Source organism: Planotetraspora mira, assembly GCF_016863275.1.
Classification (GTDB): Bacteria; Actinomycetota; Actinomycetes; order Streptosporangiales; family Streptosporangiaceae; genus Planotetraspora; species Planotetraspora mira.
This window is the reverse complement of record NZ_BOOO01000040.1, coordinates 16,433-33,735: the sequence shown is the minus strand read 5'-3', so window position 1 is coordinate 33,735 and position 17,303 is coordinate 16,433. Positions and strand designations below refer to the sequence as shown.

Sequence of the window (17,303 nt, the reverse complement as noted above, 5' to 3'; positions counted from 1 at the left end):
CCGCCTCGGGCTCGACCAGGCCATCAAGGTGCTCTGACGGCGAGGAGGTGGACAAGGACACGCTGGTCGAGTCGTCACAGACCACCAAGGAGCACGCAGGAGCACATCCACAAGGGCACGTTCCGACGGTTGCGCCGGACGGGGCGGCAGTGACTGCGCCGGCAACGATCCGGCGGAACGGGCCCTGAGCAAGGCAAGCACCTGAACCTGGGCTTGTACGACAACAAGCAGGATTTCTAGGAGATGCCAATGCGTAGTAAGCGAACACTGAGGACCGGTATCGCCGGACTCGTCATCGCGGCGACCGCGATCCCGGGCGTGAGCGTCCCGGCCACGGCGGCCACGCACAGCGAGTCGGCGGCGGCCGCCACCAAGTGGAAACTGAAGTACTCGGAGGATTTCCAGGGCCACGAGAAGAACCTGAACACGGACTCGAGTCCGTGGATCCGCTTCACCGGTGACCAGCCCTTCGACACGATCATGGACGACTACGGGGACTGGTGGAAGAACGACTACGGCCCCGGCATGCAAGCTGCGCTGAGCAGCTACGCGACGTACCGCAAGCAGGTGCCGTTCGGCAAGGACGGCTGGCTGACCGCCTCATTATCGGCCCGCGACTGGGACAAGAACGGCACTCCGGAGCGGCCGCCGACAATCTCGACCGAGAAGGCGAAGGGCGGCAACGTTCTCAAGATCAATTCACCGGATTCCTACGACGGCGCGCTCATCACCACCACGCAGAAGCTGCCAGCCGAATACCGTCTCGAGTACCACCTCAAGACGCTCGACTTCGGCGGGGAGCGCAACGGCAGCGTCATCTACGACGGCAAGGAGAACGGCTACTCGACAGTGGCCGGCGAGTGCAAGACGCAGTTCCCGTACGCGGAAGGCATCGGGACCCGTGGGTGGAACAGCGAGATCACGACAGATCCGTGTGACTGGCAGAGCGTGACGAACGGTCCCTTCGGATATAACGCCTTCCACCTGCTCGGCATCGTCGACTTCTCGAACCCTCAGCCGGCGAACCTGCACTTCTGGCACTACCGGCGGAAGATTCTCATGGACTCGTTCGCCCAGCACCCCGACCGGATCGGCACGGGTAGCGGCGGGCGCGTCTGCGACCCGACGACCAACACGTACTACCCATACCGCGACAGCACCAAGAACGTCGTGGACATGTGGATCAACGGCCTGCCGAACTTCCACCCTGGCAAGGGCGGAATCACCGGCAACTCGCAGTGGTTCATGACCACCTGTTCCGACGGCGTGGCCTCGGCGCAGGTGTCGCCGTCCGCGGCGGCGGAGATGGTCCCCGAACTGATGCCGAACAGCGACTACGTCTTCGCCGTCGAGCGGGACAAGACCGGCTACACCGAAGAGGTCACCGGAACGTTCCTGCACGGCGGGCACCAGACGATCCGCTTCCACCGGGACTTCGTCGTCGACAACGTGCCCATCTGGCACTACAACAACACGCCCGATCAGTACGACGGCCGCTACAACGCCACCCTCGTACAGAACGGCGTCTACGACCAGCAGGAGTGGCCGGACCAGTGGCCGTCCGGCTCGGGTTACCCCGACTTCCCCGTGATCGGCGACCCGTACACCGACGCTGGTGAGGGCACCGCGACGATCGACTCGATCAAGCTGTACGTCCCCAAGCAGAAATAGCCCCAACGAGGAAATCGAGCAGGAGGGTCGGGTCGCCCGGCCCTCCTCTCATGCCACCGGGCAAAACCCGACGCGCGGAGGGGGTCCAGATCAATAGGGACCGGGCGCGGTCGTCGGGGGAGCGGTCGAGGCTTGTACCCGCGACTCCCTGACTGAAGGTCGTGATGGCGGCCGTGTCACTCCGTGGAACGCCTGCTAATCGTTGCCGTGGGCTGCCGTCTAAGTGGAAAGGTTATCGCCCGGTTAAATGGCAAATGGCAGGTTAATCAGCATTGTTCCAATGTTTGACTGCATGCCTTACTGAGGCAAACCGTGATCTCTAGGTTCTTCTTGCTGCTGATCAAGCAAAGAGGAGACCGACATGGACAGGAGCCCCGCAGTCCGGGGTCGCGGGATCAGGAAGTCCTTCGGTGACGTGGTCGCACTCGACGGCATCGACCTCGACGTGGGGGGCGGACAGGTCCACGGCCTGGTCGGCCCGAACGGCGCGGGCAAGACGACGCTCCTCGGTCTGCTGCTGGGCCTGGCGGTCGCGGACAGCGGCAGCCTCGAGATCCTGGGTACGCCGGTCGGGCGGACGCTCGCCGTCCCCGACGGTGTCGCGGGCTTCGTGGACGGCCCCGGGCTCTATCCCTCGCTCACCGCGCGGCAGAACCTCTCGGCCCTGGCCTCATTGCGCCGGTACGACGCCGGCCGAACCAGCGGCGTCGACGACGCACTGGAGCAGGTCGGGCTCACCGACGTCGCCGACGACCGTGTCCGCGGCTTCTCCCTGGGAATGCGCCAGCGGCTCGGGCTGGCCGCCGCGCTGCTCACCACACCGCGGCTGCTCGTTCTCGACGAGCCGGCCAACGGCCTGGACCTCGCCGGCAAGCAGCATGTGCACCGCGTCATCACCGGACTCGCCGCGGAAGGGACCGCGGTGGTCCTGTCCAGCCACCGGATGGACGACCTCGCCGCGCTGTGCTCCGAGGTCACCATCCTCGCCACCGGACGGGTCGTCTTCTCCGGGCCGCTGAGCAAACTCGCCGCCGAAAGCGGCGAGCTCGACTACCGGCTGCTCACCTCTGATCAGGAGGCCACCCGCCGGCTGGCAGCAGAGACACCGGGGCTCCGCGTCGTGCCCGGCAGCGACCCCGGTCAACGGGCGGACGCCGACATCGTCGTCCGCGGACCGGTGCCGGCCCTCGACGAGCTGGTCGTGCGGCTCGTGCAAGCCGGCGTGGCGCTCCGAGAGCTGGGGCCCGTGATGACGCCGCTCGAGGCCGCGTTCCTGGCCCTGACCGGGACCGGCACCGAGCCCGCGCAGACCGACCAGGAGGACCTGTGATGACCGCGACCGTCACCCGACCCCGGGCCGACGCCAGGCCGGCGCCTGTGCTGCACGGCTACCGGTTCGAGCTGGTCAAGCTGCTCTCCCAGTGGCGGATCCGCCTGCTGCTGCTCGCCTGCTGGATCGCCCCGGCGGCCTTCGTGGCCGTGGTGAGCCTGCAGAGCTCGCTACCCGCCGACACGGTCTTCGGCCGCTGGATGAACGCGACCGGCTGGGCGGGGTCGCTGGTCGTGCTGGACTTCTCGTGCAGCTGGGCGCTTCCGCTGCTGACGGCGCTGGTCGCCGGCGACGTCTTCGCCGTCGAGGACCGGCTGGGCACCTGGCGCCACCTCCTCGTGGCGGTCCGGTCCCCGCGGCGGATCTTCGTGGCGAAGACCCTTGCCAGCCTCACCGTGATCCTGTTGCTGGTGGCCGGGCTGACCGCGTCGGGCATCGCCGGTGGTCTGGCCGCGGTCGGCAACCGACCGCTCGCAGGTCTGGACGGCCATCTCCTCGCCCCGGCGGACGCGGCCGGCACGGTCCTGCTCGCGTGGGCCTGCGCGTTGGCGCCGACGCTGGCGTTCGCCGCGGTCGGCCTCCTCGGCTCGGTCGCCCTGGGCCGCTCTCCGATGGGGCTGCTGATGCCCGCGCTGCTCGCCTTCGTGCTTCAGCTCGCGCAGTTGCTCCCGCTGCCGGTGGCCGTACAGCTCGCCCTGCCGAGCCACGCGTTCCTCGCCTGGCGCGGGCTGTTCACCAGCCCGGCGCAGGCGGGCCCCCTCCTCATCGGCCTCGTGGTGAGCCTCGTGTGGGCGGTCGTCGCCACCGTGCTGGCCTACCTGCTGTTCCTGCGCCGCGACTTCACCGACCTGACATACGACGGGTCGGGCCGGCGGGCCCTTGTGGCGGGGGTGTTGCCGCTGGCGGGCGTGGTCGCCCTCACCATCGGCGTGATCGCCGTCGCGACCCCCGCGACGGGCTCGGGGATCGAGAAGGTGAAGCTGCAGGACTCGCTCGCCACGGCGTACTCCCACCTCTACCGGCTGCAGACGCAGGAGCTCCATCGCCCCGACGTCCCCGAGGCCCAGCTGCAGGCCACCGCGTCCTGCGACAAGGGCGACTCCCGGGACCTCGACGAGGGGCCGGGCAACGACTGGCGATGCGTCGTCACCTGGCACGTCCCCGGCGCGACCGCCGTGGGCAACGCCATCTACCAGCTCGACGTCACCGCGGACGGGCGGTACGTCGCCGACGGAGACGGGCCGAAGGAGGTGAACGGCTACTTCCAGGTGCGCACCCCGAACGGGGACGCGCCCAACCCCCTGTGGCAGTTCGACGGGAACGTCGACCTGCTCACAAGCACCACGAAGGAATAGTTTCATGCACGTCACGCGCCAGCGCGTCACAAAGGACCGTTTCGGACTCCGACCCACCGGGCGCCGGGTTCAGCTCCTCGCGGCCGCCACCGCCGCTCTCGTCGTCGCCGGCGGGGGCATCGCCTACGCCTCGACCGGCATGTTCGGCACCGACCAGGTCGGCCAGACCACCGACAAGGGCCTGGTCGTGTCCGGCGACCAGTACATCAAGCCGATCGGTGACCGGCTCGTCATCAACAACGGCAAGATCATGTCGTCCACGGTCAGCCCGGACGGCACCCACCTCGCGGCCGCGGTCACCGACGGTGGGGCGGCGCTCGCCATCGTCGACCTGAAGACCTACACGGTTCAGCAGGTCGTCAGCAACGCCGCGTCGTCCACCCCGCGCCTCAGCGGCGCCGACGTGGGCCAGGAAGGCCCCACGTACTCGCCCGACGGCAAGCACCTGTGGCTGGGCCGGACCGACGGCTACACCCGGCTTGACGTGAACGCGGACGGCAGCGTCACCAACCCGGTCGACATCAAGATCCCGGCGGACGGCTCCAAGCACGCGCTGTCGGCCGCGGCGGTCTTCTCGGCGGACGGCTCCACCGTGTACTCGGCGGTCAACGGCCAGAACCGCGTGGTCGCGCTCGACGCGGCGACCGGCGCCATCAAGCAGAGCTGGGCCGTGGGCAACGCCCCGCGCGGCATGGTCCAGGTCGGCAACAAGCTGTACGTCAGCAACGAGGGCGGCCGCCCGGCCAAGCCCGGCGAGACCACGATCAACTCCTACGGCACCCAGGTTCCGGCCGACCCGAAGACCGGTGCCACCACCACCGGCACGGTCAGCGTCATCGACCTGGCGAACCCGGCTGCCGCCCCCGCGAGCATCGACGTCGGTCTGCACCCGACCGCCGTGTACGCCAAGGACGGCGCGGTGTTCGTCACCAACACCGCCACCAACGGCGTGTCGGTCATCGACACCAAGCGCGACAAGGTCGTCCAGACCATCGCGACCCAGCCGTGGCCGGAGGCCTCGGTGGGCTACGAGCCCGACGCCGTGACGCTCACCCACGACGGTCACCTGCTGGTGACGCTCGGCCGCGCCAACGCGGTCGCCGTCTACCGCTACACCAAGCCGCAGGAGCCGGTCAGCTACGTCGGCCTGCTCCCGACGGACTACTTCCCCGCGGAGATCACCACCGTCGGCGACGACGTGCTCGTCTCCAACACCCGTGGCATCGACGCCCGCCGCCCCACCACGGCCGCCGGGCACGGCACCCACGACACGACGTCGAGCCTGACGCGGTTCAAGCTGCCGTCCGACAAGGAGATCGCCAAGTACACGAACACGGTCTTCGAGCAGAACGGCTGGGGCAAGAACGACCTCAAGGAAGCCCACGGCAACAAGCAGAAGGCTGAGGCGGTCCCGAAGCGCCTCGGTGACCCGTCGACCATCAAGCACGTCTTCCTGCTGGTCAAGGAGAACCGGACCTACGACCAGGTCTTCGGTGACATCCCGCAGGGCAACGGCGCCCCGGCGCTGGCCCAGTACGGCGAGAACGTGACGCCGAACCAGCACGCGTTGGCTGAGCAGTTCGGTCTCTACGACAACACCTACGACATCGGCACGAACTCCGCCGAGGGTCACAACTGGCTCATGCAGGCCGACAACCCCGAGTACACCGAGTCCTCGGCCGGTGAGTACCTGCGCAGCTACGACACCGAGGACGACGCTCTCGGCCACCAGCGGACCGGCTTCATCTGGTCCGGTGCGCAGGCGGCGGGCAAGACCGTGCGGGACTTCGGTGAGTTCCAGCAGTTCCTGACCAAGCCGGCCGGCGCAAGCTGGCAGAACCTGTACTGCGACACCAAGAACATGCAGGCGACCGGGCAGAACACCGCCTACACCCTGGACTCGTCCTCGCCGATCCCGTCGCTCAACGACGTGTCCGTGCACGGCTTCCCGAAGTTCGACACCAGCGTCCCGGACATCTACCGGGAGGAGATCTGGAAGCAGGACTTCGAGAAGAACGGTCCGGCGAACCTCAACATGTTCTGGCTCTCCAGCGATCACACCGGTGGTCCGGTGAACGGGGCCGCTCAGGTCGCCGACAACGACCTGGCCGTCGGCAAGATCGTTGACGAGATCTCGCACAGCAAGTACTGGAAGGACTCCGCGATCTTCGTGGTCGAGGACGACTCCCAGGCCGGCACCGACCACGTCGACGGCCACCGTGCCCCGGTCCAGATCATCAGCCCCTGGGCCCAGCACGGCAAGGTCGACAGCCACTACTACACGCAGATCACCATGGTCCGCACCATCGAGCAGATCCTCGGGATCCACCCGATGAACCAGAAGGACACCGCCGCCACCCCGATGACCGCGGCCTTCACCAACAAGCCCGACTACACGCCGTTCACCGCCCTGCCGAACCGCACCTCGCTGACCCTGGGTCTGTCGACCGCGAACCTGCCGTCCTGCGGTGCGGACGTCCCGGCGCCGCAGGACCCGGCCGCCGCGGCCGCGCCGACGGCGAAGGTGCCGGCGGCCGAGCAGGGGACCGCGGCGAAGTGGGGGGCCTGGAAGTCGCAGCAGAAGTTCACCGGGCCCGACGCCAGGGCCGACTCCGCCAGCCCCGAGCAGATGAACCGCTTCTCGTGGTACGAGGCGCACGACTTCAAGAAGCCCTACCCGGGCGAGACCGAGATCTACACGCCGGACCAGGTGCCGGGCGCCTACATCCCGTCGTCGGAGAACGACGGCTGACCTCCGACTAAGTCACCATTTACACGACGGCCCGCCGGGATCCCGGCGGGCCGTCCGCCTCTACCGTCAAGGTGCCCGCCGTTCGCACCGGTCACTTGAACGGCATGGTCACGAGTAAGCCGACCTCCGGCGTGATGAGCGGTCACATGCGAGTGGCATCCTTGCGTCATGAACGACGCAGCACCCGCTCCCCGCCGTGCCCGGCTCCGTGCCCCCGAGCTGACAGGCAGGGGCGGCTGGCTGAATACCGGCGGCAAAGAGCTGACTGTCTCCGACCTGCGGGGATCCATCGTCATCGTTGATTTCTGGACCTTCTGCTGCATCAACTGCCTGCACGTTCTGGACGAGCTGCGCGAGCTGGAGGACAAGCACCGCGACACCGTCGTGATCGTCGGCGTGCACTCGCCGAAGTTCGTGCACGAGGCGGAGCACCAGTCGGTGGTCGACGCGGTGGAGCGGTACGGGGTGCGCCACCCCGTGCTGGACGATCCCGACCTGGCCACCTGGAAGCAGTACGCGGTGCGCGCCTGGCCCACGCTTACCGTGATCGACCCCGAGGGGTACATCGTCGCCCAGCACTCCGGGGAGGGCCACGCGCACGCGCTGGAGGCGCTCGTCGCGCAACTGGAGGCCGAGCACGGCGCCAAGGGGACGCTGCGGCGCGGCGACGGCCCGTATGTGCCGCCGGAACCAGTGGCGACGAATCTGCGGTTCCCGGGGAAGGCGCTGCGGCTGCCGTCCGGCAACCTGCTCGTGTCGGACTCGACCCGGCATCAGCTCGTGGAACTGGAGGCGGACGCCGAGACGGTCGTGCGGCGGATCGGCGAGCCGGGTGACTTCAACGAGCCGCAGGGGCTGGCGCTGCTTCCGGACGGAAAGGTGATCGTCGCCGACACGGTCAACCACCGGCTGCGGATGTATGACCCGGCGGACGGCGCGATCGAGACCGTCGCCGGCACCGGGCGGCAGTGGTGGCAGGGTTCGCCGACGGCGGGGCCGGCCCTGGAAGTGGACCTGTCCTCGCCGTGGGACGTCGCCTGGTGGGACGGCAAGGTGTGGATCGCGATGGCGGGCGTCCACCAGCTGTGGACGTACGACCCGCAGGCCGGGACGGTGGGACTCGCGGCAGGGACGAGCAATGAGGGGCTGGTCGACGGCCCGGCGGCCGACGCGTGGTTCGCCCAGCCGTCCGGTCTCGCCGCCGCCGGCGACCGGCTGTGGGTCGCGGACTCCGAGACCAGCGCGCTGCGCTGGGTGGAGCAGGACGGTGACGGTTACACGGTCCGGACGGCCGTCGGCCGCGGCCTGTTCGACTTCGGGCACCGGGACGGCGCGGCCGGACAGGCGCTGCTGCAGCACCCGCTAGGGGTGACCGCGCTGCCCGACGGCTCGGTCGCCGTGAGCGACACCTACAACCACGCGCTGCGCCGTTTCGACCCGGTGGCCGGCGAGGTCGCCACGCTCGCCACCGATCTGCGCGAGCCCTCCGGCGCGGTGCTGGACGGCGCGGACATCGTCGTCGTGGAGTCCGCCCGGCACCGGCTGACCAGGCTTCGGCTGCCGGAGGAGTCCGTACGAGTTGAGGGCGCGGCCCACCGCACTCAGCGGCCCGCCACCGCTGTGGCGCCGGGGGCCGTGCGACTGGACGTGGTCTTCACCGCCCCCGCCGGCCAGAAGCTGGACGGGCGCTACGGGCCGTCCACCCGGCTGCTGGTCGGTTCCACCCCGCCCGAGTTGCTGCTCCAGGGTGAGGGCAAGGGCACGGATCTCTTTCGGGATCTCGTTCTCAACGGCGAGGTCGCCGAAGGGGTGCTCCACGTGTCGGCGATGGCCGCCTCATGCGACGACGACCCGGACAACGAATATCCCGCCTGCCATGTCCACCAGCAGGACTGGGGTGTTCCCGTCCGCCTGAGCGGTGACGGGGACACCCGCCTGGCCCTGGTTCTGGCGGGTATGGACGCCTGACCCGCGAGCCCCGGCGCCTCGCGGCGACAGGACCGGCCTGATGGGACGGGCGCGCACACCGCCCGTCACCGAGGCCCGAGCCATTCGGCGAATGCCGTCCAATCTGGTCACCGACGTCGTGAGGAGGCTCGGGTACGGTCCGACGTATGCACGATGAACGCATGCGGGCCGCGCAACTGCTGGACGCTCAGGCCAAGGCCGTCGAGTTGTTCGCCGAGGTGGGTGAACGCGGCCTGATCTCACCGGGAGAGAGCGAACCTGGCCGAGTACTGTCCCGAGCTCGTCGCCGCCGAGCGCCGTCGATACCCCGAGATCGACTGGATCGCCGAACAGATCGGGACGACGAGCCGCGTGGAGACGGTCCCGATCCCACTCGACTGCGTGGACGGATTCACCGAGGCCTACTACGGCCGTCCGGAACGCTTCCTCGAACCCGAAGTGCGCAGATCCCAGTCGGCCTGGGGTTTCGTGGACCACGACGCCGAACAGTGCGCCGTTGACCGCCTGCGCGCCGACCTCGAAAGCGGAGCCTGGGACGCCCGCTTCGGCCACCTGCGCGACCAACCCGAGTTCCACGGTTCCCTACGCCTGGTCATCGGCCTTCCCTGACCCCTGCGGCCATGAACGGTGAAGGATCGGGCGACTCTAGACGCGCCGCGCGGCATGGGATTTCCTGTGATCATCGACAGCCGAAAGGGATCCGATGCCGCCGAAGACCGCCAAGTCCAGCTACACGCCCACCCGGCCCATCCCAACTCCCAAAGGGAGCGGAATCCGCAAGCTTTGGCTGGTCATCGGCATCGTTCTGGCCTTCGCCATCGGTGTCCCCGTGGGAATGGTCGTCGCCAACGCGGGAACCGGCGACTCAGACCGAGCGGTGGCGGAGATGGAGCGGGCTGAAGCTCGCCGAGACGCTGCTCAGATCACTGAATTGACTTCCCTGGCACGCGAAACCAAGCAGGCGCTCGCGCCCGTCGTCGACGGCTTGGGCAAGGCGGCGCCCGGCGACGGGACAGCAAGGCAACCCGCGACGGACGCCCAGCTCGCCGACTGGAAAAAGATCATGGAGCAGGAGCGGCAACGGTACGCGGAGACGGTCTCGGGCTCCACGGGAACCAATGTCGCGCGGAACGCCCTGCGGACTGCCGTGAACCTGTTGTCCACCGCTTTGGACACCTACACCACGGCCGCAGTTCTGCCGGAGGAACGGCGACCGATGGTGATCGAGTTGGCCGGCCGTCAGAGGTTGCTCGCAATCGACACCTGGTCGGTCGCCGCCACCCAGCTTGACCAGCTCAACGTCGACTCAGGCAACGGCCATCAGCATGTGTACATGACCGATGCCGAGAGCGCTGTGATGGATGACGGGGTACCGGAAGGTTCGCAGGGCTGAACGGCGAGGTCATGACGGTCCACGTCGCTCAGACAGGCACTCCGACGTGTGGACTACTCCCATGCCGTCCCGTGTGAGCTCAAGCCTCCATCCCGACGGCAACGGTGGCCGTCTACGGCGGCGGTCGCTCTGGCCGTCTCCAGCTGTGGGGTATTCGACGACGGTGAGGCGGAGGCATTACCGTCTCCGCCATGGGGAACATGATCGTCGTGCCGGGCTTGGGCGGTTCCGGGCGTGACCACTGGCAGTCCTACTGGCTCCGGGAGCGGCGCGGTGCCGTTCGGGTCGAGCAGCGGGACTGGGAACGGCCGGACCGGGATGAGTGGGTTGCCGAATTGCACGACACGGTCCAGCGGGCCACAGGACCGGTCGTGCTCGTGGCACACAGCCTCGGCTGTCACACCGTCGCCCATTGGGCTCACCGACACGACGCCCAGGTCCGTGCGGCGCTGTTGGTGGCGCCGCCCGATATCGACTACTCGGCATCCCGTGGCGCGCCGATCGCCGGCTTCGGCCCGCCCGCAGCGAACCCGTTGCCGTTCCCGACTGTCCTGGCGGCCAGCAGCACCGACCCCTGGGCAGGAATCGACTGGTCCCGCCTACTGGCCAAACAGTGGGGCGCAAGGTTCGTGAACCTCGGCGACGTCGGCCATGTCAACACCGAAGCCGGCTTCGGTCCATGGCCCCAGGGCGAGGAACTGCTCCGAGACCTCCTCGCCGAGACCGCCGATTGAGGTCACACTCGTTCGGGTGCCGGCTTCGCTGCCATGATCACCCTTTTGACTCCGCACCCGGAGGCCGGCCACCGATCACCCGCGTCAACAACCCTGCGGGTCAATACAGCTAGGGCGCGCGGCGCGTTGATGGCAAGGCCTTCGGAGGCGCTGAGCATCAGGCTCCTCCGTTGATATGGAGGTCGGCCCCGGCGATCCACTGCGCTCGGTCGGAGGCGAGGAATGCGACGGCCTCGGCTACGTCTTGGGGGGCGCCCACACGCCCCAGAGGAATGGCGGAGTACGCCTGTTCCACACCGGCTCCCATGGCTTCCATCACCGACTGCAGCAGTTCGGTGCCGCCGGGCGTGGCCACCATGCCGAGCGTGACGACGTTGACTCGAACGCCGACCGGGGCGAGCTGAGCGGCCAGGCCCTTCGACCAGCTGGCCAGTGCGGCCTTGGCGGCTCCGTAGTGGAGCAGGGGCGCGGGCGGATTGGCTGCGACGCCGCTTGAGATGTTGATGACGGTGGCTCGGTCGGCCTCCTGCAGCGCCGGTAGAGCCGCGTTCGTCACGCGTACGGCGGACAGGAAGTTGATGGCGAGGGAGTCTTCCCACTCCGCGTCGGGAATCTGGCCGAAGTGTGCGCGTGCGGCTCCTGCATTGTTCACCAGGATGTCCAGTCCGCCGAGTGCCTCATGGGCGGCGTGGACCAACTGGCGTGCGCCGTCGTCCGTCCGGATGTCCGCGCTGATGAACGTGGAGTTCTTGGGGGTTTCGTCGTGCGAGCTCCTAGCGCTGGTGACGACGGTGGCGCCGCCATCGATCAGGCGTTGGGCAATGGCGGCTCCGACTCCTCGCGAGCCGCCGGTGACGAGCGCTCGCCGCCCGGCGAACTCTCCAGGGATGGAGGTGGTGGGGATGTACATGGTCTTGCCTTCCCGGACGTGATGCCGACCCCTCTGGTCGGCGGCAATGCCGAGTACTGGCATGCGCGATCCAGAATTGCTCGCGAGGATTGGCATCGCAATGCCAATCCTCAGCCGACGAGCCGGAGCGTTCGGGGGATGCCTATGGCACGGTCAGGGATTCGATGTAGGCAAGCGTGGAGTCGAGCGCCACCTCAAGAGGCCTGGTGTCGCGGTTGAGCTGCGTTATCAGCATCCCGCCCTGCAGCGAGGCCAGGAGTGACAGTGCCAGCGCCTCGGGGTCGGCGTCGGGATGCAATCTGCCGGCTGCATGCATGGCGGCCAGTCCCGAACGGAGGCCGGCCGACCAGCGCGCGAAACTGTGGGACAGCTGGAGCCGCGCTGCCTCGTCGTGCTCGGCGAGCTGGCTGGTCAGCGAGGCGATCGGGCACCCACCGCGGCAGTTGAGCTCGCGTTGGCGGGCGACTGCGAAGTTACGCCACTCGCGCAGGCCATCCAAGGTGTCCAGCCGGGCAAAGAGCTGCTCCTGGGGCTCGATGACGGCGTCCGTCTGGTACTCGATCACCGCACGCACCAGGGCGGTCTTGTCTGCGAAGTAGTGATAGACCTGCGAATTGCTCACCTGGGCCAGCGTGCGGACATCCTCGATGGTGGTGTCGGCCACGCCGCGCTCGAACATCAGCTGGGCAGCGGCGGCCACGATGCGCTGCCTGGTCTCCTGCCCCTTGGCGGTCATCGTTCCTGGCTTGATAGGCATGCCCACAGCCTACGAAGTCTGGCATGGGCGCTCCACTCCTCGATCGGGGCGGACGTTGGGCTGGTCAGAGGGCCGAATAGGGCCGCGTAGGCAGGGGATGGCCTGTGTATGAGGCAGCGCTCCAGAAAGAGCCCGCAGATCGGGCCGCGTCCGAACGGGACCGCCGAGCAGGCGCACAGGGGGACGAAGCCATGACAACAGCGAACGCCTTCTGGCCAGAGGGGGCGCGGCTGGCCTTCTCGATCACCGTGCAGTTCGAGGCGGGCGGTCAGCCGATCAGCGGCGCCCCGGGGCCGATCAGCGAGCCGATCCTGCCCGGCTTCCCCGATCTCGGTCAGAACAGCTTCTACGAGTACGGCGCCCGCGAGGGTATACCGCGCCTGCTGGATCTGTTCGACAAGCACGGCGTCAAGGTGAGCGTCTACATGATCGGCGAGGCGGTCCGCCGCCATCCTGCCCTGGCCGCTGAGGTCGTACGGCGCGGGCACGAAGCGGGCGCGCACGGGCTCCGCTGGCAGCGCCAGTACCACCTGCCGCGCCCGGAGGAGAAGTCGTGGATCGCGGGCAACGTCCAGATCATCGAGGAGGTCACCGGCACGCGGCCCACCGGCTACACCAACTACTGGATCCGCCCCGGCGTCAACACCCTGGAGATCCTGCAGGAACTGGGGTTCCGGTACCACATCGACGACCTGTCGGCCGACGAGCCCTTCCTGCAGGCCATTAACGGCGAGCCGTTCGCGACGGTCCCGTACACGGTGCACCTCAACGACATCGTCAGCTACGACTTCGCCGGCTTTGACCCGAACGCCTACGAACGGCAGCTGATCGACGAGTTCGAACAGCTTTACGAGGAAGGCGCGCGCCGACGCCGGATGATGGTGATCGCGCTGCACGACCGGCTGTCCGGGCATGCCTCCCGGGTCCGGGTCCTCGACCGCGTGCTCACCAGGCTGCGCCGGTACGACGACGTGTGGTGGGCCCGCAAGGACCAGATCGCCGACTGGATCCTCGCCCACCCTGAAACCGCCGCCTGGGTCGAGCGTGCCCCCGCCCCGGTCAGCGGTCTGCCCGGATCCAGCGCCTGACCTGGCTGCGGGCACCCCTGCCAACAACGCTCGTGGTCAACACAGCTAGTCGGCGACCGACTCGACCCACCAGTCGCCGTCGTGCCGCAAGATCAGCTCCAGTGCGCCGTCACCCGTTTCGACCTGTGGCGGGGAGGTGGCCGACGCATCGAAGATTCGGCGCGTCGGCCACGGACCTTGCGACTTGCTTCACTTGATGACGGAGACCAGCATGAAGGCGGGTCGGCCCGATCAAGGCTTACTGCCAGATCAGCAGCGCCCATGTAGCTGAGACGTGCAGGCATTTGTAGGGCCAGCCTTCACGCTGATATTGCTGGCCGGCGTCTATGCAGAGTTTTTGGGTGCCATAACTTCCGACATCCCACCAGGTCGCCGCGAGGGCGGGGGTGGCGATTCCGCCGACCAACGAAGCGGCGATTCCCGCGCCCGCGAGCGCTGTACGCAACCGCATCTACATTCCTCCCTAGAAGAGCGGTAACAACGAGTCCCCACGTATTCACGTCAAGCTCGACACAGATCGAACCCGCCCGGATCTGCAATTGGAAGCCGGGTATTGTGAAATGTTCGCGGAAAAGATTGGTGAAACCCCGGGGGCCATCTAAAATCATCACAACCTTAAGTGCTGAAGTAGACGCCTGACAGAGAAGGATGACTCAACTGAGGGACGCCCGGACTCGGTACGACTAAGTCATTTGACTCAGTGGGCTTAATCCGCTCGGGGGTGCCACGGTCGTGCGAGGTCGCGCCGCGCCGGGCGAGTTCGTCGTAGGCGAGCGGAAGGGCTGGATACGACCCGGCCGCGCACCTACTTCTTCCCCTGCGGCGCTGTAGGCGTCCGGGCCGTGGCCGAGGTAGAAGGTCTGCCTGTTGGGTAGCGGCCTGAATCTGTTTGCATGCAGTGGGCGGTCTGCTCCCGCGCCTGGGTATGGGGGATCTTCCCGAGATGTCGTGTGGCAATGGCAAAATCACCAGTCATGGACGCGAATGCTTACCTCGGCCTCCTTTCTCGTGTGGAAGCCGACCCGATCGAGGTTGATTGGGAGGTGGTGGAGTCTCACGTCGGCATCGCGCTGCCCTCGGACTACAAGGCCCTCGCTGCCTACGGCCCGCTCGACATCGGCGACTTCGTCTGGCTTTACACGCCATGCGTTCAGGAGTACGAGTTCAACCGGCTGGACGCCTTTGACTACGTCGGCTGGTTGCAGGAGACGCACCGCCACTGCCGCATCGTCGCCCGAGACGTGCCGCCGCACGTGCCGCCGCCATTCCACCCCCTGGAAGGTGGGCTGCTCGCCTGGGGACGTACGCGACGCAGCTCTTACCTGTTCTGGGACACCTCCGCGTCCGAGGATCCGGACCGATGGCCCGTCGTGGTCTTCGAACAGGACTCCGCCCTCAAGGGCGACAACCCCTGGCTCACCCTCGACACCCCCCTGCTCGAGACCTTGACGCTCATCCTCAGCGAGGGGATCTGTCTGCCGAGCGGCCAGATGCTCGGCCCGCTTCCGCCGATTGCGCGCAGGACCGCCTTCCTACGGGCGGCCACGCCCTGGACCCCAGCCGAGAAGTCGCCCGAACGGGTCCCGGAAAACGAGCGCCGGGCCGCACTCACCGAGGGAGCCGGCCTCGCAGCTCTCCGCCTCCTTGCCCCGCCGCCCGAAGATCCCTACCTCGGCGAGCTCACCTGGGAAGAGGTGTTCGCGGCCCTCGGCACGCGGCTGCCGTCCGAGTACGTCGAGCTGATGGACGTCTACGGAACCGGCTGCTTCAGCAGCTGGATGCGGTTCGTCGCACCCCTGCGCGGCGACCGGTACGGTCTCATCCAGACGGCGTCCGTGGTCAGCGACGGCTACCGCGACCTCCGAGAATCGTTCCCTGAGAACTATCCACTGGCCGCCTGGCCGGAGCCCGGAGGCTTCCTGGCGTTCGCCAACTCCATCGACGGCGACGAACTCGGATGGCTGACCCAGGGAGACCCCGACCAATGGCCGGTCATCGTCTACCCGCGCCACGCTGACCAGGGCTCGCCGCTGCCCGGTACTCTCACCGAGACCCTCCTCGACTGGATGCGCGGCCGCCTCGAAGAAGCAGGCTTCGCGGCCCTCGACCCGGACGACGACCCGCTCGAGTTCCTCGGATTCGTCCCGAACACCGCCGACGATTTCGCCGGGCTGGAACGAGAACTCCGGGAGTGGGAGGGCCGATTCACGGCTGACACGTTGGAGCCACCAGCGCCAGAAACCGCGTGACCGCCCTAGCCATGTGCGTGGATCTGCAGGATGGCTACCGTCGCGACTCTGCCACAGGCCGGAGGGGTCTTTGTGGTCTCGATCTTCGCAGCGCGGCCAGGGGTGCATCGGCCAGCCATAGAAGCGGGCGAGCCGGACCTCCACGACCTGGCGCCTGATCGCTCGGTGAAAACTGGCGGAACACCGTGCTCGACGGCCTTGCGACCGGCTCGTGACGGAAGCGCAGACCCGGGCCGTCTGCGGCGAGCAGGTCCGCCGCGGGCGAGGACGCTTCGGCGCGTACGGCGATCAGCCACATGATGGGCCGGTCGATAAGGAGTCTCGAAGGTCTTACAACGCAGCTATGGATTCCTGACGATGCCGCAGATGTAGGTGGTCGATTCCAGTAGTTCGGGCGTCAGCCGTACTCCGGTCAGCTCTTCGGCCAGGGCGAAGGATGCGGGGACTGAGATGTCGGTCTCAGGCGCGTCGGTACCGAAGTGGAAACCGATGCTGTGCATGACGTCCAGGACGTCGTCCGGCGTGCTGCCGTAGCGGTCGTCCGGGAACATCGGTTCGAAGGCCAGGCGATTCGTAGCGTCCTCTGCCCAGAGGAACGAATCCAGACCCTTGATGTTCGTGAAATGGGACACCCACGTCGTGCCCGAGGAGGCGGGGAGCGCTTGCTCCTCGGTGACACCGAGCCAGCCGTTCGGCTCGATCATCAAGGTCCATGATCCGATTCGGGTCATGGCGGCGAGGTGCCAATGGAAGTCGTAGCGGTCCGTCACGTCGAAGGCGGCATCGACGATGGCTGTCACACCGGTCAGTGCGGGATCCTGGCGGCCGCCCAGCCTGTCGAGTAGATCGGCGGGGGAGAGGTCGTGCACGAGGGTGATGCAGTAGGCCTCAGCAAGGTCCGGGAAGCGCTCCTCGAACCACAGATAGTCAGCAGCGGTAGCCGTCATGGCCGGCATCCTTGCCTACGGGGCCGACAAATCTTGGCGCCGACGCAGCTCAGAGGGCTGATCCGATTGCTCCCCGTCGAGCGATATCAAGCTTGATCACAGAGCCCTTTTCATTCTGAAGCCGCAGCTCACGACAGGTGAACCGGGAA

The 17,303-nt window shown here is 67.7% G+C and carries 14 protein-coding genes; 10 read left to right on the top strand and 4 right to left on the bottom strand.

Features of this window, described 5'->3' with window-relative positions; genetic code table 11:
* Positions 1-249 precede the first annotated feature (249 nt).
* The 8 genes from Pmi06nite_RS33795 (at position 250) to Pmi06nite_RS33760 (ending at position 11,203) form a co-directional block, all read left to right on the top strand.
* Positions 250-1,671 carry a PepSY-like domain-containing protein gene (locus Pmi06nite_RS33795; RefSeq protein WP_203957250.1) on the top strand — a complete coding sequence of 474 codons (1,422 nt, stop codon included), beginning with the start codon at positions 250-252 and terminating at the stop codon, positions 1,669-1,671.
* Between the two features lie 361 nt (positions 1,672-2,032).
* A complete protein-coding gene (locus tag Pmi06nite_RS33790; protein ID WP_203957249.1) occupies positions 2,033-3,001 on the top strand; it encodes an ABC transporter ATP-binding protein in 969 nt (322 codons plus the stop codon).
* Positions 3,001-4,356, top strand: coding sequence for an ABC-2 transporter permease family protein (locus tag Pmi06nite_RS33785; protein ID WP_203957248.1), 1,356 nt, complete (start codon positions 3,001-3,003; stop codon positions 4,354-4,356). The genes Pmi06nite_RS33790 and Pmi06nite_RS33785 overlap by 1 nt, the downstream gene beginning before the upstream one ends.
* A 4-nt stretch (positions 4,357-4,360) precedes the next feature.
* Positions 4,361-7,108: a bifunctional YncE family protein/alkaline phosphatase family protein gene (locus Pmi06nite_RS33780; protein ID WP_203957247.1), complete on the top strand. Its 2,748-nt coding sequence runs from the start codon at positions 4,361-4,363 to the stop codon at positions 7,106-7,108.
* Positions 7,109-7,276: 168 nt separating this feature from the next.
* Entirely contained in the window at positions 7,277-9,076 is a 1,800-nt protein-coding gene (locus tag Pmi06nite_RS33775) for an NHL domain-containing thioredoxin family protein (protein WP_203957246.1), read from the top strand.
* Positions 9,077-9,427: 351 nt separating this feature from the next.
* Complete coding sequence (locus Pmi06nite_RS33770) at positions 9,428-9,685, top strand: hypothetical protein (protein ID WP_203957245.1); 258 nt, start codon at positions 9,428-9,430, stop codon at positions 9,683-9,685.
* Positions 9,686-9,779: 94 nt separating this feature from the next.
* A complete protein-coding gene (locus tag Pmi06nite_RS33765) occupies positions 9,780-10,469 on the top strand; it encodes a hypothetical protein (protein ID WP_203957244.1) in 690 nt (229 codons plus the stop codon).
* Between the two features lie 191 nt (positions 10,470-10,660).
* Entirely contained in the window at positions 10,661-11,203 is a 543-nt protein-coding gene (locus Pmi06nite_RS33760; protein ID WP_203957243.1) for an RBBP9/YdeN family alpha/beta hydrolase, read from the top strand.
* 157 nt (positions 11,204-11,360) lie between these two features.
* Here Pmi06nite_RS33760 and Pmi06nite_RS33755 read toward each other — a convergent pair whose 3' ends face one another.
* A complete protein-coding gene (locus Pmi06nite_RS33755) occupies positions 11,361-12,113 on the bottom strand; it encodes an oxidoreductase (protein ID WP_203957242.1) in 753 nt (250 codons plus the stop codon).
* A gap of 142 nt (positions 12,114-12,255) precedes the next feature.
* On the bottom strand, positions 12,256-12,870 hold the full coding sequence (locus Pmi06nite_RS33750) for a TetR/AcrR family transcriptional regulator (RefSeq protein ID WP_203881039.1): 615 nt from the start codon (positions 12,868-12,870) through the stop codon (positions 12,256-12,258).
* A 191-nt stretch (positions 12,871-13,061) separates the two neighbouring features.
* Here Pmi06nite_RS33750 and Pmi06nite_RS33745 point away from each other — a divergent pair, with 191 nt between their 5' ends.
* On the top strand, positions 13,062-13,958 hold the full coding sequence (locus tag Pmi06nite_RS33745; protein WP_203957241.1) for a polysaccharide deacetylase family protein: 897 nt from the start codon (positions 13,062-13,064) through the stop codon (positions 13,956-13,958).
* Positions 13,959-14,196: 238 nt separating this feature from the next.
* Here Pmi06nite_RS33745 and Pmi06nite_RS33740 read toward each other — a convergent pair whose 3' ends face one another.
* Complete coding sequence (locus Pmi06nite_RS33740) at positions 14,197-14,409, bottom strand: hypothetical protein (RefSeq protein WP_203957240.1); 213 nt, start codon at positions 14,407-14,409, stop codon at positions 14,197-14,199.
* A 523-nt stretch (positions 14,410-14,932) separates the two neighbouring features.
* Between Pmi06nite_RS33740 and Pmi06nite_RS33735 the strand changes: the two genes are divergently transcribed.
* Complete coding sequence (locus Pmi06nite_RS33735; protein ID WP_203957239.1) at positions 14,933-16,207, top strand: SMI1/KNR4 family protein; 1,275 nt, start codon at positions 14,933-14,935, stop codon at positions 16,205-16,207.
* 341 nt (positions 16,208-16,548) lie between these two features.
* Here the strand turns inward: Pmi06nite_RS33735 and Pmi06nite_RS33730 are convergent, their stop codons facing one another.
* Positions 16,549-17,154, bottom strand: coding sequence for a DUF6461 domain-containing protein (locus Pmi06nite_RS33730; protein ID WP_203957238.1), 606 nt, complete (start codon positions 17,152-17,154; stop codon positions 16,549-16,551).
* Positions 17,155-17,303 lie beyond the last annotated feature (149 nt).